The organism is Nitrospirota bacterium (genome assembly GCA_016235245.1).
In the GTDB taxonomy this organism is placed as follows: domain Bacteria; phylum Nitrospirota; class Thermodesulfovibrionia; order Thermodesulfovibrionales; family UBA6898; genus UBA6898.
Genome location: JACRLO010000001.1, coordinates 52,181 through 75,189, shown reverse-complemented (window position 1 = coordinate 75,189; position 23,009 = coordinate 52,181). Strand labels below are relative to the sequence as shown.

Annotated in this window: 20 protein-coding genes; 7 read left to right on the top strand and 13 right to left on the bottom strand. The window is 51.9% G+C overall.

All coding sequences use genetic code 11. From position 1 onward, the window contains the following. The first annotated feature begins 2 nt into the window (after positions 1 to 2). Both HZB31_00355 and HZB31_00350 read left to right on the top strand, forming a co-directional pair. Positions 3 to 635, top strand: coding sequence for a response regulator transcription factor (locus HZB31_00355; protein ID MBI5846405.1), 633 nt, complete (start codon positions 3 to 5; stop codon positions 633 to 635). A gap of 211 nt (positions 636 to 846) precedes the next feature. Beyond that, entirely contained in the window at positions 847 to 2,256 is a 1,410-nt protein-coding gene (locus HZB31_00350) for a sigma-70 family RNA polymerase sigma factor (GenBank protein MBI5846404.1), read from the top strand. Positions 2,257 to 2,266: 10 nt separating this feature from the next. Here the strand turns inward: HZB31_00350 and HZB31_00345 are convergent, their stop codons facing one another. Both HZB31_00345 and HZB31_00340 read right to left on the bottom strand, forming a co-directional pair. Next, positions 2,267 to 3,259, bottom strand: a complete 993-nt coding sequence (locus HZB31_00345) for an acetyl-CoA carboxylase carboxyltransferase subunit alpha (protein MBI5846403.1) — start codon at positions 3,257 to 3,259, stop codon at positions 2,267 to 2,269. Continuing rightward, positions 3,256 to 6,657, bottom strand: a complete 3,402-nt coding sequence (locus tag HZB31_00340) for a DNA polymerase III subunit alpha (protein MBI5846402.1) — start codon at positions 6,655 to 6,657, stop codon at positions 3,256 to 3,258. The genes HZB31_00345 and HZB31_00340 overlap by 4 nt, the downstream gene beginning before the upstream one ends. Positions 6,658 to 6,727: 70 nt before the next feature. Here HZB31_00340 and HZB31_00335 point away from each other — a divergent pair, with 70 nt between their 5' ends. Continuing rightward, positions 6,728 to 7,951: a hypothetical protein gene (locus HZB31_00335; protein ID MBI5846401.1), complete on the top strand. Its 1,224-nt coding sequence runs from the start codon at positions 6,728 to 6,730 to the stop codon at positions 7,949 to 7,951. 6 nt (positions 7,952 to 7,957) lie between these two features. Here HZB31_00335 and HZB31_00330 read toward each other — a convergent pair whose 3' ends face one another. Continuing rightward, positions 7,958 to 8,977, bottom strand: a complete 1,020-nt coding sequence (locus HZB31_00330) for an HD-GYP domain-containing protein (GenBank protein MBI5846400.1) — start codon at positions 8,975 to 8,977, stop codon at positions 7,958 to 7,960. Between the two features lie 28 nt (positions 8,978 to 9,005). Here HZB31_00330 and HZB31_00325 point away from each other — a divergent pair, with 28 nt between their 5' ends. Beyond that, the gene (locus tag HZB31_00325) at positions 9,006 to 9,539 is read left to right on the top strand and encodes an adenylyl-sulfate kinase (protein MBI5846399.1); all 534 of its coding nucleotides are present in this window, start codon (positions 9,006 to 9,008) and stop codon (positions 9,537 to 9,539) included. A gap of 70 nt (positions 9,540 to 9,609) precedes the next feature. Here the strand turns inward: HZB31_00325 and HZB31_00320 are convergent, their stop codons facing one another. Genes HZB31_00320 through trpB form a run of 7 tightly spaced genes read right to left on the bottom strand, consistent with a single transcriptional unit; the run spans position 9,610 to position 17,670 of the window. Next, complete coding sequence (locus HZB31_00320; protein MBI5846398.1) at positions 9,610 to 11,607, bottom strand: LPS-assembly protein LptD; 1,998 nt, start codon at positions 11,605 to 11,607, stop codon at positions 9,610 to 9,612. Positions 11,608 to 11,629: 22 nt separating this feature from the next. Next, positions 11,630 to 12,934: a bifunctional folylpolyglutamate synthase/dihydrofolate synthase gene (locus HZB31_00315; GenBank protein MBI5846397.1), complete on the bottom strand. Its 1,305-nt coding sequence runs from the start codon at positions 12,932 to 12,934 to the stop codon at positions 11,630 to 11,632. Continuing rightward, the gene (locus tag HZB31_00310; GenBank protein MBI5846396.1) at positions 12,931 to 13,767 is read right to left on the bottom strand and encodes an acetyl-CoA carboxylase carboxyltransferase subunit beta; all 837 of its coding nucleotides are present in this window, start codon (positions 13,765 to 13,767) and stop codon (positions 12,931 to 12,933) included. The genes HZB31_00315 and HZB31_00310 overlap by 4 nt, the downstream gene beginning before the upstream one ends. A gap of 50 nt (positions 13,768 to 13,817) precedes the next feature. Continuing rightward, positions 13,818 to 14,588, bottom strand: coding sequence for a 3',5'-cyclic-nucleotide phosphodiesterase (locus HZB31_00305; GenBank protein MBI5846395.1), 771 nt, complete (start codon positions 14,586 to 14,588; stop codon positions 13,818 to 13,820). Next, on the bottom strand, positions 14,585 to 15,691 hold the full coding sequence (locus tag HZB31_00300) for an HD domain-containing protein (GenBank protein ID MBI5846394.1): 1,107 nt from the start codon (positions 15,689 to 15,691) through the stop codon (positions 14,585 to 14,587). Before HZB31_00300 ends, HZB31_00305 begins: the two co-directional genes overlap by 4 nt. Further along, complete coding sequence (locus HZB31_00295) at positions 15,692 to 16,468, bottom strand: tryptophan synthase subunit alpha (GenBank protein MBI5846393.1); 777 nt, start codon at positions 16,466 to 16,468, stop codon at positions 15,692 to 15,694. Next, positions 16,465 to 17,670 carry a tryptophan synthase subunit beta gene (trpB, locus tag HZB31_00290; GenBank protein MBI5846392.1) on the bottom strand — a complete coding sequence of 402 codons (1,206 nt, stop codon included), beginning with the start codon at positions 17,668 to 17,670 and terminating at the stop codon, positions 16,465 to 16,467. The genes HZB31_00295 and trpB overlap by 4 nt, the downstream gene beginning before the upstream one ends. Positions 17,671 to 17,820: 150 nt before the next feature. Here trpB and HZB31_00285 point away from each other — a divergent pair, with 150 nt between their 5' ends. From HZB31_00285 to HZB31_00275, 3 genes are read left to right on the top strand one after another with little or no spacing between them, the layout of a single operon-like run. Then, positions 17,821 to 18,237 carry a DUF3842 family protein gene (locus HZB31_00285; protein ID MBI5846391.1) on the top strand — a complete coding sequence of 139 codons (417 nt, stop codon included), beginning with the start codon at positions 17,821 to 17,823 and terminating at the stop codon, positions 18,235 to 18,237. Then, positions 18,230 to 18,418, top strand: coding sequence for a CooT family nickel-binding protein (locus HZB31_00280; GenBank protein ID MBI5846390.1), 189 nt, complete (start codon positions 18,230 to 18,232; stop codon positions 18,416 to 18,418). Before HZB31_00285 ends, HZB31_00280 begins: the two co-directional genes overlap by 8 nt. Positions 18,419 to 18,445: 27 nt before the next feature. After that, positions 18,446 to 19,237: a lipoate--protein ligase family protein gene (locus HZB31_00275; protein ID MBI5846389.1), complete on the top strand. Its 792-nt coding sequence runs from the start codon at positions 18,446 to 18,448 to the stop codon at positions 19,235 to 19,237. Here the strand turns inward: HZB31_00275 and HZB31_00270 are convergent. The 3 genes from HZB31_00270 to HZB31_00260 are packed head-to-tail and all read right to left on the bottom strand — an operon-like array spanning position 19,137 to position 23,008. Then, the gene (locus tag HZB31_00270; protein MBI5846388.1) at positions 19,137 to 20,204 is read right to left on the bottom strand and encodes a hypothetical protein; all 1,068 of its coding nucleotides are present in this window, start codon (positions 20,202 to 20,204) and stop codon (positions 19,137 to 19,139) included. The two genes, HZB31_00275 and HZB31_00270, sit on opposite strands and share 101 nt — an antisense overlap. Positions 20,205 to 20,213: 9 nt before the next feature. Further along, positions 20,214 to 22,169, bottom strand: coding sequence for an ATP-dependent helicase (locus HZB31_00265; protein MBI5846387.1), 1,956 nt, complete (start codon positions 22,167 to 22,169; stop codon positions 20,214 to 20,216). Continuing rightward, positions 22,166 to 23,008, bottom strand: coding sequence for a 1,4-dihydroxy-6-naphthoate synthase (locus tag HZB31_00260; GenBank protein MBI5846386.1), 843 nt, complete (start codon positions 23,006 to 23,008; stop codon positions 22,166 to 22,168). Before HZB31_00260 ends, HZB31_00265 begins: the two co-directional genes overlap by 4 nt. Between the last annotated feature and the right edge of the window lies 1 nt (position 23,009).

Genomic DNA, 23,009 nt, shown 5'->3' with positions numbered 1-23,009 from the left:
CCATGTATAAGATCCTTATCGCAGATGACCATCCTATTGTCCGAAAGGGGCTCAGGCAGATACTTGAGGAGGGCGGCATCGTCAGAAAAGTGGAAGAGGCCGGCAGCGGCAAAGAGGCTGTCGAGAAGGTCAGGAATGGCAGTTTCGACGTAGCGCTGCTCGACATCTCAATGCCTGAAATGAGCGGACTCGAGGCCCTTGACGAGATAAAAAAACTGAGACCGTCCATGCCGGTGCTGATCCTGAGCATCTACGCCGAAGAAGAGTATGCGGTGCGTGCCCTGAGATCGGGCGCCTCAGGCTATATGACCAAGAAGTCAGCGCCTGATGAGCTGATCGCTGCCATCAGGAAGATCGTCCGCGGCGGGCGGTACATCAGTCCGTCCCTGGCCGACTTCCTTGCAAGTCACCTTACCGGGGAGAGCGACAAGCCACTCCATGAGACCCTGTCGACCCGGGAGTTCCAGGTGATGCGCATGATCGCTGCGGGCAGGTCCCTGAAGGAGATCGCCTATGACATGTCCCTCAGCCCCAAGACGATCAGCACCTTCAGGACGCGCATCCTGCAGAAGATGCAGATGCAGAACAACGCTGACCTTATCCAGTATGCAATAAAGAATAAACTGACCGATTAAGCATTACGCAGGTCTCCGTCTTCTCCCTGCATCTGCCTCGCTGCCCTGTAAGGAAAACCTTACGCGGCTCTGCCCATAATTTGACGAATAAAACTACTTCCGCTGATATCTTCGGACCTTTCGGACGATTTACGCTAATAGCACGATGTCGTGAGATCATTCCGGCACCCGCAGAAAGAGAAATTAAGTCAGTCCAGCAGGGAGGTTTGCCATGAATAACGTTTTGGACCTTGATCCGGAGTATGCGGACAGCGATGTCCTGGATCATACGGAAGAACTTTCCGAAGAACCGGAGGAGATGGTGATGGAGCATGCTGTTGACAGCCATGCGGAAGAAGCCTCTGCCGAAGAAGACCCTGCTGACGGCTATGAGTCCTGCGATCCACTCAAGATGTACCTGAATGAGATCGGTTCGACACCACTCCTGAAAAGAAGCCGGGAGTTTGAGGTCGCACGACAGATCGAAGACAGCTGGGAACGGGCTATAGCAGCCCTCTTCTCCCTGCCTTCTGCGGTCGAAAAACTGCTGCAGGCCGGAAACGACGTGCAGTTTGGCAAGATGCACCTGAACGAGGTCATCCGTTTATCGTCCGACCCGGAGCAGATCAAGGATGACGAGAAAAAGAAATTCGTCGACGCGGTGCGGCAGATAGAACGGCTGCAACGGCTGAAGACCGCATCACTGTACCGTGATAAATTGCCTGCCAGGGTCAATGCGCTCAGACTGCGCTTTGATTTCGTCGAAGGGGTGTTCAGCGAGATAGATGCCGAGGTGCATGCAACAGGAGAGAGGCTTGCCGGCATGAATGCCAGAAAGGCTTTAGCGGAAAGAAATACGTTCAAAGAAAAGACCGGCACACCGCTTGAGACCATGCAGGACGTTCTCCGGACGTTCAGCCATGCACGGGCTGAGATCCATGAGGCCAGAAATGTCCTGATCGAGGGAAATCTGAGACTCGTCGTAAGCGCGGCAAGACGTTATGCCAGCATGGGAAGAATGAGCATGCTCGACCTCATTCAGGAGGGGAATATCGGGCTGATGAGGGCTGTTGATCTGTTCGACTATCGGAGGGGGTTTAAATTCAGCACCTATGCCATGTGCTGGATCAAACAGGCGATCACGCGTGCGCTCTCAAGGCAGTCGCGGCTGATACGCCTCCCGGTGCATACAGCGGATGAGTTGACCAGGATCATCCAGGTGTCTAAGCAGCTGACCAATGAGTTGGCTGAAGATCCCTCCCCGGAGACCATTGCAGCACGGATGAAGATGCCTGAGCATAAGGTGAGGGGACTGCTTGAGATGTCGCGGGACCCGCTCTCTCTGCATACCCCGGTCGGCGAAGATGACTCCGAGATGATCGACTTCATTGAGGACAAGTCGATGCAGTCGCCGCTTGCAGCCCTCATTCATAGCGATCTCAAAGAAAAGGTGCGGAGCGCGATATCTCTTCTCGACCCCAAGGAAGAGAAGATCCTCCGCGGACGGTTCAGCCTCGACAGGGAAGAACAGACGCTCGAAATGCTGGCCAATGAATTCGGCCTGACCAGAGAACGGATCAGGCAGATCGAGACAACAGCCATAAAGAAACTGCGGGTCCATTTCGCGGCTGCAGGCGTTTAAGGGCGATTGATTACGCAGACTCCCTGTTTGTTTCTTCAGTGAAGCTGCCGATCTTCTTGAGCCTTTTGTAACGGTCTTCGACCAGTTTCCCCGGGGTCTTTGCTTTAAGCTCTTCAAGGGCCTCGAAGATCTTGTCCGAAATGCTTTTTGCCATCATCTCGGGGTCGCGGTGCGCTCCGCCTGAAGGCTCCGGAATAATCTCGTCAATAATCTTAAAGCCAAGAAGGTCTTCGGCCGTCATCTTCAAAGCCTCTGAGGCCCTCGCGAAATCCTCAGGCCCCAGTTCGCTCTTCTTCCAGAGAATCGCAGCGCATCCTTCAGGAGAGATGACCGAATAGACCGAATGTTCGAGCATATAGAGCCTGTCAGAAACACTCAGCGCAAGAGCACCGCCGCTGCCTCCTTCGCCGATTACCACCGCAATGATCGGAACCCTCAGACGCGACATATGCATGAGGCTTGACGCAATTGCCTCGCCCTGGCCCCGCTCTTCAGCACCAATGCCGGGATATGCCCCTGGAGTATCAATAAGTGTGATGATCGGTCGCTTGAACTTCTCTGCCAGCTCCATAAGCCTCATGGCCTTTCGGTAGCCTTCGGGGTGCGGCTGCCCAAAGTTTCTGTGTATTCTCTCCTTTGTGCCCCGGCCCTTTTGATGGCCGATGATCACAACAGGCAGACCGCCCTTCAGCTTTGCAAGGCCGCCGACAATAGCCTTGTCGTCAGCAAACCTCCTGTCGCCGTGAAGCTCGATGAAATCCTCGGTCATGAGGCCGATATAATCAAGCGTGTAGGGCCGGTCAGGGTGACGGGCAAGCAGTGTCTTCTGCCAGGGCGTAAGGTTGGCGTAGATCTCTGTCCGGAGCTCCCTGATCTTCTTTTCGAGCTTTTTGATCTCGCCTGAAAGATTAATGTCCTTGCCGTCGGAGAGTCTCTTGAGTTCTTCCATCTTGAGCTCAAGCTCTTCAATCGGCTTTTCGAATTCGAGGTAGTATTTGATCATGAGACGGTTATCGCTCCCTTGCCTATCATGGTTTCAAGTCTTTTCACCAGCGCCGTGTCAGGCTTGATAGAAATACTCGTTGCGATCAGGGTCTGGGACTTGTCACCTCTTATCCTGAGGTAGAGCTGGCAGTCACCGGGATACTCCATGACCAGTGAGCGGATATTCTGCAGGCCCTGGCTGCTGCCCTGGGATTCCGGCAGCGAGATCTCCATCTTCCTGATGCTCTTCCTTCCTGCATCCTCGAGGTTAGAGACTTCCAGCCCGCGCAATCTCACACCCTTTTCGTCCTTGTCAATGCTTCCCTTCACCAGGACAACCGCGTCCTTCTTCAGGCGTTCAAATGCGCTCTTGTAGAGGTTCGGAAATATGATGACTTCAACGCTGCCCTCGTCATCTTCGAGCGTCAGGTAAGCCATGAGCTCTCCCGATGATTTTACATTTTTCTTTTTGACCGTCCGTAAAATGCCGCCGATAAGGACCTCTGTCTTGTCAGGCGCATGCTCAAGATCTGACGTCTTTTTTGCCTTGAGCCGGGAAAGCAGCGTATCGTACTTTGTGAGCGGATGGCCGGTAATATAAAAACCGAGCGCCTCTTTTTCATTGTTCAGAAGTTCTGCTTCGTCCCACTCAGCGCCAACCGGAGCAGGCTCCGGGAGTTCATCGCCGAACATGCTCACCTGATTGACATTTCTGGAGCTTTTCCCGCTTCCATTAAGGAGATCCGTGACCGCTTCCATTGCTGCTGCACGTGTCACGCCGAGAGAATCAAAAGCGCCTGCCTTTACCAGGCCTTCGAGCACTTTTTTATTTACTTTTCTGGTGTCCGCCCTCTTTATGAGATCGGCGATGGAGGTAAAGGGGCCTCCAGCCTCCCTCACTTCAAGCACCAATTCTATAGCCGCGCCGCCCACACCCTTTACCGCTTCGAGACCAAAGCGTATGGAGTTGCCGATTACCCTGAACTCCCTGCCCGAGAGGTTGATGTCAGGCGGCAGCATCTCTATCTTCATCTTCCGGCACTCATTGATGGACTTTACGATCTTGTCCGTATCGCTCATATCGAGGGTCAGCGTTGCCGCCATGAACTCAACAGGATAATGCGCCTTGAGATATGCCGTCTGATACGCGATAAAGGCGTATGCTGCAGAGTGTGATTTGTTGAAACCGTACAACGCAAAAGGAGCCATCACATCGAAGAGCCGCGCAGCTTTTTTCTCGGTAATATTATTTTCGACCGCACCTTTGATGAAGCCCTCTTTCTGTTTCTCCATCTCCTCAATATTCTTTTTCCCCATCGCCTTTCTGAGCACGTCTGCCTGTCCCATCGAGAAATTCGCGATCCTGTTTGCGATCAGCATGACCTGTTCCTGATACAGGATGATGCCATAGGTCTCGTCAAGGATCTCCTTAAGCTGGGGCATCATGTACGTAACCTTGGTATCCCCTTTTTTCCGCTTGATAAAATCATCGATCCACTGCATCGGCCCTGGCCGGTACAGGGCAACAAGGGCGATCAGGTCCTCAAAGCGGTTCGGCTGCATCCTGATCAGGATGTCGCGCATGCCTTCGCTTTCAAGCTGAAACACGCCCGCGGTCTGTCCTGAACTGAGCAGAGCATAGGTCTGCTGATCATCAATCGGTATGGTTGCAAGGTCAAGGACATCCTTGCTCTGTTTAATGTAGGCCAGGGTCTTTTCGATGACCGTGAGTGTCTTCAGCCCCAGGAAGTCGAATTTGAGCAGCCCTACTTTTTCAAGGGCCTTCATCTCGAACTGGGTTACGATGCTTTCATCCGAAGGGTTCCTGTAGAGCGGGGCATAGTTGGTGATCGGCTCGGGAGATATGACCACACCTGCCGCATGGGTGGAAGCATGTCTGTTGAGACCTTCGAGCCGCATCGCGATATTCAGCAGTTCCTTTACGCCCTCGTCCGTTTCATAGGCCTGCTTCAGCTGCGGCTCCGCAGCCAATGCAGATTCGATCGTGATCTTCGGATCATGAGGGATAAGCTTCGCAATGCGGTCCACCTCTGCATAGGGTATGTCCATGGCACGCCCCACATCCCGGATCGCAGCCTTGGCCTTCATCGTCCCAAAGGTGATGATCTGGGCTACGTACTCGGCCCCGTATTTCTGGGTGACATAATTGATGACCTCCTGCCTCCTGTCCTGGCAGAAATCAACGTCTATATCAGGCATGCTCACCCTTTCAGGATTCAGGAAGCGCTCAAAAAGAAGCTTATATTTGATCGGGTCTATCTCAGTGATATCCAGGCAGAAAGAGACAAGGCTTCCTGCCGCGGAGCCTCTTCCCGGCCCTACCGGGATGCCTTTACTCTTTGCGTGATGGATGAAGTCCCAGACGATCAGAAAATAGGAGGTGAAGCCCATCTTTTTGATCATGCTCAGCTCGCTGTTGAGCCTGTCCTGGTAGTTCTGCGGCGCATCTTTCCCGATCTTCCGCTCAAGGCCTTCATGGGAAAGAAGAGAGAGATAGGTCTCTGCGTCCTCGCCGTTGTCGGGCTTGAACTGCGGCAGCAGGTTCTTGTGTTTGAGCTCCAGGTTGCAGCGTTCCGCAATCACGATCGAGTTTCTGATTGCCTCAGGGGTGTCCTTGAACGTATCGATCATCTCCCCGGGAGATTTGAGATAGAATTCGTTGGTGCTGAACTTCATGCGTGCGGTGTCCTTGAGCGTCTTGCCTGTCTGGATGCAGAGAAGCACCTCATGCGCCTTTGCATCATCCTTTCTCAGATAATGGCAATCATTCGTCGCAACAAGTCCGATATGCAGTTCCTTGCCGAGCTCTATGAGCTGGCTGTTCACGACAGCCTGTTCAGGGAGGCCGTTTGCCTGTATTTCGAAGTAAAAGTTCTCGGGGCCGAGGATATGCTTGTACGCCAGCGCCCGTTCACGCGCCTTATCAATCATGCCTCTCTGGAGATAGTAGGGTATCTCTCCTTTCAGACATGCAGACAAGCCTATCAGCCCGCCGCTGTATTGTTCGAGGAGGTCCATATCGATGCGGGGCTTATAGTAAAAACCCTCCAAAGAGGCCTTGCTTACGAGCGTCAGGAGATTTCTGTAACCCGCATCGTCACGGACAAGGAGGATGAGATGGAATGAGGAATATTCGTCCTCACTGGTCTGGGTCTTGTCAAAACGGCTTCGCGGTGCAACATAGACCTCGCAGCCGATGATCGGCTTGATTCCGGCATGCGTGCACTGGCGATAGAAATCAACGGCGCCGAACAGATTGCCATGATCAGTCATGGCTATTGCCGGCATCCTGAATTCTTTTGCCTGTTTGATCAGGTCCTCAATACGAATTGCACCATCAAGGAGGCTGTATTCTGTATGCAGGTGGAGGGATACGTAATCCGCGTGTGAATGCATAGGGAATTTTACCCGATGGTCAGTTTGAAGGTCAATGAAAGAGCATTTTTTTCTGATATAATAGACACTTATGGAACAGGCCTCCAACGGACTAACCGCCCTCTTTGCCCTCCTTGCGATACCGGCGCTGATCGCGCTCTTTTTTCTGGCCAAATTCATCTACCAGCAGACCCTCGGCAGGAAGATGAAGACGACCCTGAAGGAGGATTATCAGAACGAGGCAGACCGCTTTGAAAAGGCCGGCAAGTTCGTCTCGGCCGCTCATGTGTATGAGACAAAACTGAAGGACCTGAAAAAGGCTGCAGCGTTTTATGAAAAGGGAGGAGATTTCAGAAGGGCCGCATCGCTGTATGATCTTCTGGGTGTTTCTGCAAAGGCAAAGGAGATGTACGAAAAGGACGGCAACATTGAAGATGCTGCAGAGGTCTCGATTCGTGAGGGTGAATTCGAGGAGGCGGCAAAACTTTATCGCAAGGCAGGGAAGAAGGCCGATGAGGCGGTCATCATGGAGCAGGCAGGCAGAAGACTGCCGGCGATCAGGGCATACCGCGAGGCAGGCGACTACCGGAACGCAGCAAGACTGCTTGAGGCAGAAGGCATGCTTACGGAGGCTGCCGAGATGTTCGGCCTTATGCTCCGGGACAAACCGGTTGACCAATCAACGATCGAGGACTTTTATGCCTATGCCTTCAAGCTCGAAAAAACGGACCAGCCTGATAAAGCCCTTGATGTGTACCGGCAGATAGACCATGCAGACCCAACGTTCAGGGATGTAAGAGAAAAGATCCAGGCACTTTCGCCGCAACAGGCAGAAGAAGAGGAAGACACGGTCGGTAAGACATCCATCCGCAGCGTTATCAAGTCAGGCAAGATAGAACCGAAATACAGCTTCAAACTCTGGTTCCAGATCCTGAAGTCTCTTCAGGATGCACATAAGGCCGGCAGAGGTTATGGCCTCATGAGCCCGGAAAATATTTTTGTTGATACGCATAACAGCATCTCATTCTCAAAAAAACCCCTTTCAACAGCCTATCTCGCGCCGGAAAAAACACGGGACCTCGAGCTTGATGTGAGGGCTGATATTTTCTCGATGGGCGTCATTCTCTATGAAATGCTGACGGGGCATCTCGATGGCCTCGGCACGGTAAGGGTAATGGATGTTGCGCATGATGTTCCTGAATGGCTTGACGAGATCGTCATCAGATGCATCCGCAAAGTCCGGGAAGACCGCTATCAGGACATTGAGGAGATATTGACTGATATCAGGGAGCTTTCAAAAAGCAGAAAAGCCTGAGAATAGTTACTTGTTGCTGAAAAGCAGCACGAACTCCTCGAACAGATCCCGGTGAAAGTGGTTGAGCATTTCATCCCGCATTATCCTGAGAGACTCAAATGTCGTCTTTTTCTGCTTATACGATCTCTCCGCGGTAAGTGCATCAAACACATCGGCAACAGAACATATCCTGCCGTACACATGAATATCATTGCCCTTAAGACGCCTGGGGTATCCCAGGCCATCATCCCGCTCATGATGCTCCATGACAATTGCCCTGCACTCATCCGTGAGATGAGCTGTTTCGGAAAGGATCTTGTACCCCTGATAGGGATGAGATCTCATTTGTCCCATCTCGCTATCCGTAAGTCTGCCAGGTTTGTTAATGATTGCAGGATCGATATGCACCTTGCCGATGTCATGAAGAAAGAACCCTGCACCGAGCTCATGCATATCGTGCCCGTCCGATCCCCTGAAATGGGTCTTGGCAAGCATGATCGCATAGACCCCTACATTTACGGAATGTGTGTAGGTATAGTAATCGTGAGAAGTGATTTTCAGCAGGCTCTCGGACGTCTCTGTATCCGAGACGATCAAATCAACAATCTCGGCGACGCCCTTCTTCGCCTCGCCGATATTCTCTGCGCTGGGATTCTGCAGAAGCCGCTCCATCAGCTTCAGGGACGAGGCATAGACAACTTTTGCCTTTTTCTCAGGGTTAAGCTTCCTGTCATGGATGGCTTCGCTCAGTTCTGGCGGGATAAGGGCTGATGACATCCAGGCCTTCGGAGGCACGGGGACATCTTCAGCTGGCAGTGCCTCTTTACCATCTGCTTCATCAGGCAGTCTGACCATCACCTCATCGAATCCACATTCGATGATCTTGTCTATCTCCTCCTGGGAACTGATCGCGAAGCTGCTTTTCAGGAAGGGATGGCTGAACCAGGAGGCAGGCAGAACAACATTCATGCCTATCTTCAGGGCAGATACCTTAATCCGTTTTTGAATCACATGCCATTTTACCACACGGTCGGATCTGCTTGCCATTTGCATGATGTCAGGCTAAGATGTAAAAATGAACGGTCTTGTATTATGGTTCACCGGTTTGCCCGGCAGCGGCAAAAGCACAATAGCCGATAACGTGAAAGAGCGTAATGCGGCTTTCGTCATACTGCGCATGGATGACCTGCGGCGTATTGTTACGCCGCAACCCACCTATTCCGAAGCAGAGAGGGATATGGTCTACCGAAGTCTTGTTTACCTGGCAAAGACCCTGTCCGACCTTGGACATGATGTAATCATTGACGCCACGGGGAACCTCTCGAGATGGCGCCAACTGGCCCGGCAGTCAATACCGTCATTTGCCGAGGTTTATCTTAAATGTTCTCTGGATGTCTGCAGGCAGAGAGAACATCAGCGGAGAGAGACGCATGGAGCGCCGAGGGGGATTTATCAAAAAGGCATGGCAGGGTGGCCAGTCCCAGGCCTTAATGTCCCGTATGAAGAACCCCTGAATCCCGAAGTGGTCATTGATGCGGAAAAGGTCTCGGTTGCGGATGCTGCAGAACTGATCGTCAGATTTATCGAACGCTCCCGAAATAGATCGTAACCCGGCATGCGTAACGAAGAAGCATCAGACTGACACTGAAGAGGGCCGATCTTCCTCTGGCTGATGTTACTTATTGCGGACGTTTGGCCGTAACACCAAAAAGATCGAACATCACCTGGACCGTGAAGTCACCCGGCTTTTTTGTCGCCTCCAGCCTGGCACTCCAACACTGGCCGGTATATTGCGCACGAGCGCCCACCTGTCTTAACCCTTCGCCCTTTGCATCGTACCGAACCTCGAGACCCACCTGAATGGGTTTGACCGGCTGCACCGCAATGCCAGCCCGAAAGACCATGATATCATCTGTTCTATGGTAACGCTGACCGAAGCTTACGGCACCGTACGAAAAGGGCAGTATGATATCGGAACTCACCGACTGCAGCTTGCCCGTATGGACGTCATAGGCTGCGCTTATTTTTGCGGGGACGGGCATCTGCGTAGCAAGATCAAATTCCAATGGTCTGAACGGTCTGTCGCCCTGATTCATATCAAAAGGCTGGGTGATCCGTGCTGCTATCCGTTCCATCCCCTTAAAGAGAATCCGGTTAAGTATGCTGAGTTCAAGCCTGGATGTCTTGCCCTGCAGTTCCCATGCGTCGAAGGTATACAGAAGGTCATTTGGTGAGTCCGATATATAGTGATAGCGGATCGTCGGCTCAATCACATGCGTGACAGAATCATATCTCCTGCTGAAACGGGCATGGATGTTCCCGTCATATTCGAACGCAAGCCGCTGAGTGCTGCCTGCCGCTCCGGTATCGTGATAAAAATCGTAGGCACTTCCTCTTACAGCAACGAACTGGGACAGAACCACATCGCTGCCGACAACATGAAGCACGGTTGGATATAGATCAAGTCTGTGCGCCGAGATACCGTTTTTCCTCCAGAAGTTTGCTGCAGACGCCTCTGCCGAAACGAGGAAATTTCCAAAACGCCTGTAATTCATGACCACGCCTATCTCGGGGAGTTTCTGCGGGATGTCGCCGGTAGCGTAGTTGAGATCGACCCAGTACTGCGCAAGGAAATAGGCGCGTGCGTTGTCAAAGGGGATATTGACCTCTGCCGTAGTTTCGAGAAACCGCTGTATATTTTTCTCATTGTTCGGACTGATTTCGCGGTAAAAAACCTTCTGAGAAGTGATCTCCCGGTAATAATCCTTCTCGTTTACGAAATTGGCATTCAGAAACAGCCCTATGCCGCCCGAAGACCGGTCATCATGCAGTGCCTTGAACTCCGTAAAATCAGTATGCAGCTGATGGTCGCGGATATGGTACAGCCGCCATGCACTCTGAAGACCACCCGGTTCGATATAGCGGTATTCCATGCCGGTGCCGATCCCCTGCCGCGCATAGGCATCGAGCTGAAACGTTGCATCCCTGTTTTCTGCAATCGCCCAGTATAAGGGGATATTGAGGCCCGGTCCGTGCGAACTGCCGCTGCTGAGCGTAGGCATCAAAAAACCGGTTTTCCTGTCATTGCTTATCGGAGCCCAAAGCCGGGGGGAATAGAACAGAGGAAAATCCCTGACGCGGAATGATACGTCCCGGGCAGTAATCTGATCGCCGATAACCAGGTTCATCTCTCTGCCGCGAAAACACCATGCAGCCACAGGTCCGTCACAGGTTGTCACATTTATGTCGTCCCTGCTGTAGAACTCGTTTTCCGCTTTTCTCTCGATCTCTCTGCCGCTGAGATGATAGTTATCGCTTTTGAAGAGGATGTCAGCATCAAAAAGTCTGCCGGTCTTCTTCTCCATGTTCATCTCAGCCTTCTTTGCGGTAAAGAAGGCCTGCAGATCGTCATACCGCACATTCCCAGAGGCTGTTACATCGCCGGTCTCTTCAAAATAGACCATTGTATCAGCCTCGACCGTTGTGTCATTCTGAGTGACTTTTACCGTGCCCGCAGCGATATATTTTTTCGTTTCAGAGAAATACTCAAGCGTATCGCAGGTGATTTCGGTATGCGTATCTGCAGCGTGGCAGCGGTCAATGAAATGTGATTGGCAGAAACTGAAAAGGCAAAAAGCCGCAGCAACGAGGATTTTTTTTGCCGCTCCGCTGATCAATGATGACCCCTCACGGTCTTTATCATTCTCTCAGCCTGGCAAGTACGCCTTTGGGGCCGAGCGCCTCTTTCACCTCTCCGATTGTGTAGAACGAACCGGTCACGACAATAAGATCGCCCTGCAGAGCGAGCCGTTCCGCCAGATTCAGCGCATCTGCCACGGTCAGGGCGGTATGCGCGAGGTATCCGAGGCCGCGGGCTTCAGCCGCAAGTGTTTCAGGAGATGCTGCCCTGCCATAGCCGGCAGCGGTGAATATGATTTCTGAGGCAAGAGGCAGCAGAGGTGTCATGATCCCTTTTCTGTCCTTGTCGTTCATGATACCCATGATCAGGATTATTCTGCTATACAGCCCAAGCGCCTTCCTGAGGTATTCTGCAAGCACCGCTGCAGCGTGGGGATTATGCGCGCCATCGATAAGTATCGGCGGATGGTCCTTCACAAACTCAAGTCTTCCAGGCCAGCGGGTGTCTGCCAGCCCCTGCCTGATGTCGCAGTGCATATCCGGATGCGTCTTAACGACCTCTTCCATGGTCCTTACCGCCAGGGCAGCATTCAGTGCCTGATGTCTTCCGGCAATCTGCAGTGAAAGATCGCGGTATTCCCTGTCTCCGCGATAATTAATCCTGATACCGACAAGTTCATCAGCAGTAATCTCAGCCGAAAAATCCTTCCCGTATGTAATCAGTTGCGCATTGCACTTATCTGCCGCGTGTTTCAGCGTTTCGGCAGCCTCGGGACGCTGCAAGGCGCTGATCACGGGAACGCCCTGCTTGATGATGCCCGCTTTTTCTCCCGCGATCTCCCCGAGTGTGGAGCCCAAAAAATCGCCGTGGTCAATATCGATAGCCGTAATAACGGATGCCTCGGGCGTAAGGATGTTCGTTGCATCAAGCCTGCCGCCCATGCCAACTTCAACAACTGCCCATGCAACGTGCATCTTTCTGAAATACAGAAATGCCATAGCGGCAGTCACTTCGAAAAATGTCGGCAAAAACCCGGGGATTGTTTCGGCAACCCTTCGCACTTCCCCGGCGAGACTTACTACTTCGGCCTCGGATATCTCCCTGCCGTTGACCCGTATCCTCTCGGTAAAGCTCACGAGATGAGGAGACGTAAACAGTCCGGTCGTAACTCCTGACGTTCTCAGCAGGGATTCGATCATCGCAGAGGTTGAACCTTTTCCGTTGGTCCCCGCTACATGGATCGAATAGAATGAGTCCTGGGGATTGTCAAACGCTGCCATGAGTCGCCTGATATTATCCAGACCGAACTTTATGCCGTATTTCTGAAGGCTGTAGAGATAGGCTATCGTGCCCTCATAGCTCATGAAAGAATCCCTATAATTTGGCCAATGGTTTTTTTCAGATTCTTCCGGTCAACGACCATGTCTATCATGCCATGATCCAGGAGAAACTCTGCCCTTTGGAAATCTTCAGGCAGCTGCTGTTTGATCGTCTGTTCAATGACTCTCGGGCCGGCAAATCCTATCAGGCTCCTCGGTTCAGCAATGATAACATCTCCAAGCATGGCGAAACTTGCCGTAACTCCCCCAAACGTCGGATCAGCCAATACCGATATGTAGAGGCATCCGTTGTCGTTCAGCCGGGCAATGGCTGCAGAGACCCTGGCCATCTGCATGAGAGAAAAAATGCCTTCCTGCATGCGCGCGCCGCCGGAGGACGCTACCGTGACAAGAGGCTTCTTTGCCTCAAGGGCTGCCTCTGCCGCACGCACCACCTTCTCCCCAACGACTGACCCCATACTGCCGCCCATGAACGAAAAGTCCATCATCACGAGGACTACAGGGATACCCTCAATAGTCGCCTCTCCTGATATGGCCGCCTCTTCGAGTTCGCTCTTTCCCCTGTTTTCCGCAAGACGGTCCTTGTAGGATATCTTGTCTTTGAAATTGAGCGGATCTTTGGATGACAAACCCGTATCGATCTCGGTGAAGCTTCCTTCATCGACAAGCAGCTGAATGCGGTCCTTAGCGCTGATCCTGAAATGATAATTGCACTTGGGGCAGATCCTGAGGTTCTTGTCTATTTCCTTCTTATAGATGATCTCCCTGCAGCTGTCGCACTTCACCCACAAGCCCTCAGGGATCTTGATCTTTTTTTCGGACTTTATAACTTCCTTGCTTTTCTTAAACCATGCCATTGTCTCTGCGTTCCTTATGTGCCGTCATTAAGATCATACGGCGGTGAATATTATACCTTATATATGCGGCCATCTTTGATTATCTGTATGACAATCCGTGTCTTTTTCCTGATGGCCTGCAGTTCCTTCCTGATCTTCGCCATGTATTGGGGCTTAATATGTGTGATCAGTATCTTATCCGGCAGATGCTTCATCTTGCCCGTTTCGACCCCAAGGAGGTGGGGTGTGAGATGACCTGTTTTTACTGCCAGTTCTTCCATGTTGTTGGGGAACGACACCTCAATGATCATGGTATTAATACGGTCTGATGAAGCCCATATCTTCTGTGTTGGACCAGTGTCTCCGGTGTACAGCAGCGTCCGTCCAGAACTGTCCCTCACGATATATCCGACGGCCGGAACCGTGTGACTGACCGGATACGCGGTCACGGTATATCCATTAACGATGAAAGGCCTTCCCGGGACGATGATTTTCATCTTCAGAACGGGAGCAATAGATGCAGATATTTTCGTAAAATCCGGCCAGAGTTTATCGTTCAGCAGATGATCACGCAAGGTTTTGAGCGTCTCTTTTGTGCCAAAAAGCGTCACACTGTGCTTCTTCTGCTTGATAACAATATTATCGGCGAGAAAAGGGATGGCCTTGATGTGGTCAAGATGGGCATGTGTAATCAGGATATCTTTCAGTTCCCACTGCTTGGACTCCCTGAGCGAAGTCCCGATCGTCCCTGCATCAAGAAGCACCTTGCCGTCTACAAGAAAGGCAGAAGAGTTGTATCCCGGCAGTTCTGCCCCTGAACTTCCCAATACCTTAATGTTCATCTATATTCTCCCAGTTCCGGAAGCACCCATACAAACTGATCCACCACAGCGCCATCGAACTGCTTTCCGGAAAATTTTTTTAATTCCTCAACGGCGGTCTGACTATCTAGCGCCTTACGGTAGGGACGGTCCGTTGTCATGGCGTCATACGTGTCAGCAACGGCAATAATCCGCGCGATGATATCAATGTCCAGACCTTTTAGTCTGTCCGGATATCCGGTGCCGTCGAATTTTTCGTGATGTCCCCTTACGCCGGGGATAATATCCTTCATCTGTTTCACGCGGCTGAGCGCCTTTGCTCCCAACGCGGCATGTTCATTCATCGTTTGTAACTCTTCAGGATCCAGTCGGCCGTTTTTCAGAAGAATATTGTCGCGTATTCCGATCTTTCCGATATCATGCAGAATAGCTGCCAGCCTAAGACGCTCCATATCCTGCTCGGACAGCTCCATTGCCCTGCCGATTGCAAGGCTGAAATGCATCACCCTTCTGGTATGGCCTCCGGTATACGGGTCCCGCATCTCGATCGTTTCGGCAAGGGCCTGCGCTGTTTCGTAAAAGGTCTCTTTCAGTTCCTCATAGAGGTTTGCGTTTTCGATTGCAGTGGCAACCTGGTTTGCGAGTGCAGACAAAACTTCCTTGTCCTCGTCATCGAACGCATCTTCCTTATTATTTATGGCCTGAAGCACGCCAAGAACCCTGTTTTTTGTCTTGACCGGAACACAAATCATATTCTTTGTCCTGAACGTACTTTTGATATCAGCGCCGCCGAAAAACCTGGGATCTGATGCGACATCATGAATTATTATGCTCTCACTCGTTTCGGCAACCCATCCCGCAATTCCCTGTCCCTTTGCCAGCCGAATCTCCTTCAACGCATTTCCCTTATCGCCGAGCGCTACCTCAAAAAACAGCTCGCCGGTATCCCGGTCAACAAGAAGCAGGCTGCCGGTCTCTGCATTTACGAGACAGGTAGCAGCCTCGATAGCCCGCTTTCTGATCTCGCGCGTGTCAAGGGTTGAATTTACCAGAGCAGAAAGCTCCATGAGCGTCTTGGTCTGCTGGAGTTTTCTCTGCAGGGTAAAGGTTAAAAGGTCGCCCATTTAAATACTTTCGCGCAGGGAAAGCAGGTATTTTTTCAATGTCTCGTCAGACTCATTGATTCTCTTGACGATTGCGCTGCCAATAATCACGCCGTCAGCGAACCGGGCGACCAGAGAAGCCTCATCGGGTGTCGCGATACCGAAGCCGACTGCGACAGGAGTATCGCTGGCAGACCTGATACGGTTCATGTGGGATTCGATTGCAGGATCAAGAGAAAGCTTTGAGCCGGTGATGCCCGTAATCGATACATAATAGATAAATCCCCGTGAAGCCTGACCGACTTTTGCGATCCGGTCATCTGTGGAGGTGGGCGCCAGGAGAAAGATCAGATCAAAGGGTCTTTTCTTCGCGAGTTTCATCATCCCCTCTGCCTCATCAGGCGGCAGATCCGGGACAATAATGCCGTCAACCCCGGCGGAAGATGCATCTTCGACAAACTGTTCTTCACCATATTTGAAGATGGGATTGTAATACGTCATCAGGATAATCGGTATCTGGGTCGTCTTTCGCAGCTCCGCGACAAGATCTATGACCGTATGCAATGTCGTGCCGGCCTCAAGCGCTCTCTGTGCCGCAGCCTGTATGGTAGGGCCGTCTGCAAGCGGATCGGAAAAGGGCACACCCAGTTCGATAATATCAACGCCGCAGTCCTCGAGAATCCTGACCATCTCCTTTGTCCTTTGAATACCTGGATCTCCGGCCATGATATAGGCGATAAACGCCTTCCGGTTTTCTTTTCTGAGCAGCTCAAATTTTCTGCTGATGCGGGATTTCATAGCTGCACCCCCTTGATGCGCGCGACATGCTGCACATCCTTGTCACCTCTGCCTGAAAGGTTCACGACGATGATCTCGTCCTTCGAGAGCTTCGGTGCAAGCATCATTGCCTCTGCAAGGGCATGGGACGATTCGAGTGCGGGAATAATGCCCTCGGTCATGGAGAGTCTGTCAAAGGCCGCAAGCGCTTCGTCATCCGTGGCGAATGCATATTGAACCCTGCCTGAGTCCTTAAGGAAAGCGTGCTCCGGCCCGACCGCTGCATAGTCAAGGCCTGCTGATACTGAGTGCGTGCCTAACACGTTGCCGTTATCATCCTGAAGCAGGTAACTCTTTGTCCCCTGCAATACGCCGATCGAACCGCCGGCAAAACGCGCTGCATGCTCACCCATGGCAATACCCCTGCCGCCCGCCTCTACGCCGACCATCTTCACCTCATCATCCATGAACTCATGAAACAGGCCCATGGCATTGCTGCCGCCGCCGACACAGGCAATGAGATAATCAGGCAATTTCCCTTCTGCGGCAAGGATCTGCTTCCTTGCCTCTCTGCCGATGACAGACTGAAAGTCCCGAACCATCACGGGAAACGGATGAGGTCCGAATACGGTGCCCATCACATAATGGGTTGTCCGGACATTCGTCGTCCAGTCTCTCAGTCCTTCGTTGATCGCATCTTTCAATGTCCTTGACCCAAGCGTGACCTCATGCACGGTTGCGCCGAGGAGTCTCATCCTGAAGACATTCAGCGACTGACGGGCCACATCGTCAGAACCCATATAAATCTCGCACGCAAGTCCGACCAGTGCCGCTCCTGTTGCTGTGGCAACGCCATGCTGTCCTGCGCCTGTCTCTGCGATCAATCTCTGCTTGCCCATCTTCTTTGCAAGCAACGCCTGGCCAATCGCGTTATTGATCTTATGGGCGCCGGTATGGGCGAGGTCTTCACGCTTCAGATATATTTTTGCCCCGCCAAGATCAGCGGTAAGTCGTTTTGCGAAGTAAAGCGGCGTCGGTCTACCGATATAGGTCTGCTGGAGCAGTCTGAGTTCATCATGGAACTCGCGGTCCTTTTTTGAGGCAGCATACGCAGCTTCGAGTTCCTGCAGCGCAGGCATGAGGGTCTCCGGTACGAACCTGCCGCCATAAGCGCCGAAATAGCCTTTTTTATCCGGTAATTTCTTGATAGCCAACCCCCTCATTGATAGTAAAAGAATATGTGACAAGGATTCAAAATATAAGCCTGTTTATTATATCCCAAACAAGTTAAATAACAACATATAAGCCTTCTCTGTTATGACCCTTGAGATAATTTCTTTGACAGACAGTGCCCCATTTCTTATACTTCAATCATGCTCAGGATTGCAGTTATAGACGGACAGGGAGGCGGTATCGGAAGCCTTGTGGTGAAGCGCCTGAAGGAGGAATTTTCAGACAGGGTCGAGGTGATCGCGCTCGGCACCAACGCCGCTGCGACAACAGCCATGATGAAATCGCGGGCGAACAAGGGTGCGACCGGTGAAAACGCAATCATCTGGAACTCTGACAAGGTGGATATGATCATCGGCCCTCTGAGCATTGCCCTGCCCAATGCCATGCTGGGCGAGGTGACCGACAGGATGGCAACCGCTGTTGTTGCATCTGCTGCCCGGAAACTCCTGCTTCCCCTGAACCAGGAGGGGGTCGAGATAGCAGGCGGTGGCCGGGAACCTCTGCCCCATCTTATTGAACATGTAATCTCACAGATAAAGGAGAGCTGCCATGTGTGAAGCAAATGCCTATATCTATAAAGACGGCAAGGAGGAACTCTATCTTGAGAATGTCGATCTTATGAAACCGGAAGACGGGAAGATCTTTATGAAGAACCTCTTTGGCGAGCAGAAAATCTTTGAAGGCGAGATAAAAGAAGTCTCCCTTCTCCGTCACAAGATTATCCTGGAGAAAAAGTAGCCGCTGCTTCCCGGGCAATCCGAACGCATGTCTCATGAATGGCGGCTGATCAATTCAGGGCCCGGCAGTGCCTCCTATAATATGGCACTGGACGAGGCAATTGCCATGTCGGTCCGAAACCGCGAAGCACTTCCGACGCTCCGGTTCTATAGCTGGGACAACCCCTCCGTAAGCATCGGCTGTTTTCAGAAAACAGCCGACCTTGATCTTGCTTACTGCAGACAGAACAGAATCCCGTTGGTACGAAGACCGACAGGAGGCAGGGCTATTCTTCATGGTGATGAGCTGACGTACAGCTTCTCTGTCCGCACAGACAGGGAACCTTTTTCAGAAGGTCTTATGCAAAGCTATCGCAGAATAAGCTGTGCCTTCAATCTTGCCTTTCAGAAGATCGGCGTTTGTGTCGAATCAAAGATGCAACGGGAACAGGGCAGGGTCCTGACCGGAAGCCCCCTCTGTTTCGAGTCAAGCTCGTATGGAGAAATCCTCCTGAATACGCAGAAGATCGTCGGGGCTGCCCAGAAACGCTGGCAGGACGGGCTCCTCCAGCAGGGGTCAATTCCGTATACCTCTGACAAAAAAGAGATCGCTCACGTTTTTGGAAGAAAGGCCTTACAGGCTGAAAACGCGATGAATGGCCTGAAAGAGACCCTTCCGGACTTTGACGATCAGCAATTCAGAAACGCAATTGCCGATGCCTTTGAAGAGACCTTCGGGGTCAGCCTTCCAGCTTCACATCCTGACCCGGCTGAACATCAGCTTGCGCTGGGGCTTGAGCAGCAGAAGTATCTACAGGCCTCGTGGAACTTTCGGCTGTAGGTGCCAGATCAGCCGCCGAATCAGGTGACAAGTCAGTTGCTGGTTCAGCCGTCTCCGGTTTCTTTATCTCAAGTTCATAGTAATAGGTAAAGACAACCGCAATCACAACAAGACCGAGATAGCCCTGCACCATATAAGAGATAAGCTGAAGCGGGAACGATACAATTGTGCCGATGATAGGGATCAGATGAAAGGGATAGCTGATCAGCATTGCAAAAAAACTTACGATAATATAACCGAGGAACAGCAGCGTATAGAGCCAGAAGGCATTCTGCCGTTTCCAGAGAAATATGCAGGCGTCCTTAAAGGACTTCCATGACCCCTCGCGCTTGAAGAAAAGCACTGCAATGCCATAGACCGTTATTGCGAGAATGGCAAGGAGAAGGCTGATCGCTGCCAGCGCAAGTACAAGCGAGAAAAAGATGCCGAGGAAAAGGGCAAGGGTTGAATCCTGACTTCTTGCCGCAGAGACAACGGCTGCAATGCCGCCGCCGAAGAGGCCAAGCATGAAGGCAATAGCCAGAAAAATCAGGCTTATCAGGCAGGTGTACCACATGAGGGGAAAGAAAAACTGTCTCGCCTCCGAAAAGAATCGTTTCATCGAAAACGGTACTGTCGGTTCGAGGATACTTCTTCCCACAATGGCTGCTGATCCGCTGAATACATAAAGCCCCAGTGTAGTAACAAACACAAAATAGAGGAGGATGCTGGTCACTACCATCAACACCAGCCAGAGATACTTTGCAATAAAATCAGAAGGGCTCGAGAACATATTGAAGATGTCTTTTGCCTGGGTAAGTCCGGTAAGGTCAAGACCGAATATCACAAAGGCAATACCGAGCGGGATGCCAACGACAACAAAAAAGCTGAAGCAGTTTATGATCATCAGCACAGCCTGCACGCCGACGAGCTGCATCCGTCTGTTGATGATATGAAATCCTGTCCTGATCGCTTCGGTAAACGTCATAGTTTTATATTATACATCTTCGACCGCCATCTCCTCAAAGCAATCTGAAGGCAGCTCTTTCAGAAACCGGGACTGCTGGGCGATACCCATGGTCTGCCAGTCATCAGCAACTACCGGATAGCAGAGATACAGGGATTCCTTGGCCCTTGTCACGCCAACGTAAAAGAGCCTGCGTTCTTCTTCCTCGTCTTCGTTTTTGAGCGATTTGGCGGACGGGAACTTCCCATCATTCAGGCCGATCAGGAAGACCGTGTTCCACTCTAACCCCTTTGCCTGATGCACGGACGAAAGGATGACCTTGCCTTCTGATGCTTCTGGTCCTTCGGCCGCGTCGGCAAGCCCCTGGAGCGTCATCTCGCTCAGAAAGGTCTCGAGCAGGTCATACCGCTGTGCAAATTTCATCATCTGCATGACATCGTCAACCCGCATGTCTGCATTGGGATAGGTCGCATGGAGATAGTCCTCATACCCGTGCTGCATCACATAATCGATCGCTGCAGACGGCATGCCCAGATACCGCTCATGCTTCAGCACACTCAGCATCTCAAGGAAATTATTGAAGGCATTGGCCGCTTTTTTCGGCGCCAGCGTATACGCATCGAACACTGCCTCAACGGGCTTCTCCTGCTGCTGAATGAAATTCCAGATCTTTGCGGCGGTGATATTGCCGATGCCGGGAATGAGTTTCAGCACCCGCTTCCAGCTGATCTCATCGTGGGGATTGGCAATGATCTTCAGGAACGAAAGCGTGTCCTTGATATGGGCCTGCTCGAAAAATGTAAGACCTGACCTTACGTCAAATGGGATGCCCTTGCGCTGCAGCTCCATCTGGAGCTCCATGGACTGGTAATGGGAACGATAGAGCACGGCGATCTCACTAAATGACCGTCCGTCAGCATTCAGGTCGATCACGACTGACGCCACAAATTCCGCCTGCTCAAATACATCCTTGAGAGCAACCATGTACGGAAGCTCGCCCGGTGCAGAGACTGCATGGAGGTCCTTGCGGAACTGCCTGCGGTTATGGACAATGCTGCTGTTGGCAAGGTGCAGCACCTGGGGGGTGGAGCGGTAGTTCGTGGTGAGCTTGTACACCGCTGTTGCTGCATGCCGTTCAGGGAACTTCAGGATATTCTCAAAATCCGCGCCCCGGAAAGAATAGATCGACTGGGCGTCATCGCCGACAACCATAAGGTTCTCCGCACGGCCGGTCGTGAGGTCTATGATCTCGGACTGAAGCCGGTTCGTGTCCTGATATTCGTCAACCAGTACATGCCTGAATTTTATCGAATAGTATTCCCGGATCTTCGGATGCTCCAGAAAAAGCCTCTGCCAGCCATGGAGCAGATCGTCAAAATCGAGGAGGTTCAGCTGCACCTTCTTTTTGTCATAGAGCTCCGCGATCCTCATGATCTCTTCCAGCAGATGGGAGAAATGCGAAAAACGCTGAAGCACAACATCCTCGACCGGTATGGCAGTGTTTCTCGAGAGGCTGCATATCTCAGCCAGCACACTTCCCTTGGGGAGGATGGTCTCCTTCTTATACACATCTGCAATGCAGGCGTCAAAGAGCTCCTTTGAATCCTCACGGTCAAGGATCGAGAAGCCCTGCCTGTACCCGATCAGCATGCAGTGCTGCCTGAGAAGCAGGTTTGCGATATGGTGGAACGTGCCGCCGAAAAGGCCTGAGATGTTCATGCCGATCAGGAGTTCAACCCTTCTGAGCATCTCCCGTGCTGCCTTGTTCGTGAAGGTAAGGAGCAGGATATTCTCTGCAGGGGTCCCTGTTTCGATCAGGCGTGCAACCCGGTACGTTACGACCCGCGTCTTGCCGGTGCCTGCCCCTGCGAGCACCAGCGCAGGGCCTTCGCCATGCATCACTGCTGCCGACTGCTCCGGGTTAAGGTCTCTGGCATAGTCAACCGAAAACTGGTGAGGTTCTCTGTGGAGAAGATACTTTTTCATTCTGCCGGAAAAAGAGGTAGGGAGGATTTCGGGATTATGTCCTGCTCAGCCGCCCTTCTGAAAAGCTCTTCCACTGCATACAGACCCTCGTCTTTGATATCGAGGGAATACTCATTCACATAGAGCCTGATATGCTGCTCGATAACAGTATCGTCAAGCTCCTGCGCATGGCGCTTGATATAGGTCTTTGCTTCTTCGCTATGGCTGAAGGCATATTCCAGGCTTTTGCGGATCAACGCTTCGATCTTCTGCACCCGCTCTTTGCCGAGTTCTCGTTTGGCGATAATGCAGCCCAGCGGAATAGGAAGCCCTGTCTCCTGCTCCCACCACGCACCGAGATCCATAAGCTGTTTTAATCCTGCCTGCTGATAGGTAAAGCGGCTCTCGTGGATAATGAGACCTGCGTCTGCCTCCCCGTTTTTGACCGCGTCGATAATCTGATGAAAGGGCATAACCTTGATCTTTTTCTTCAGTTCAGGATCAAAGACCTGCAGGAGCAGAAAGGCAGTGGTCAGTTCTCCGGGGATCGCTATGGTCTTTCCCCTGAGGTCCTGCATGGAACACTCATCCTGCGCCACAACAAGCGGGCCGCACCCCTTGCCAAGTGCACCACCCGATCTGAGCAGGCAGTATCTGTCTCTGAGAAAACCAAAGGCATGAAAGGATACCTTCGTGATGTCGAGCTTATCCTGCTGCGCCATCTGGTTGAGGGTCTCGACATCTTCAAGGACCTCCTTGTACGCAATGCCCTCCGTATCGATCTTCCCATGCACCAGGGCATAGAAGATGAACGTGTCATTGGGGCAGGGCGAATAGCCGAGAGAAAGCGTGCTTTTCATG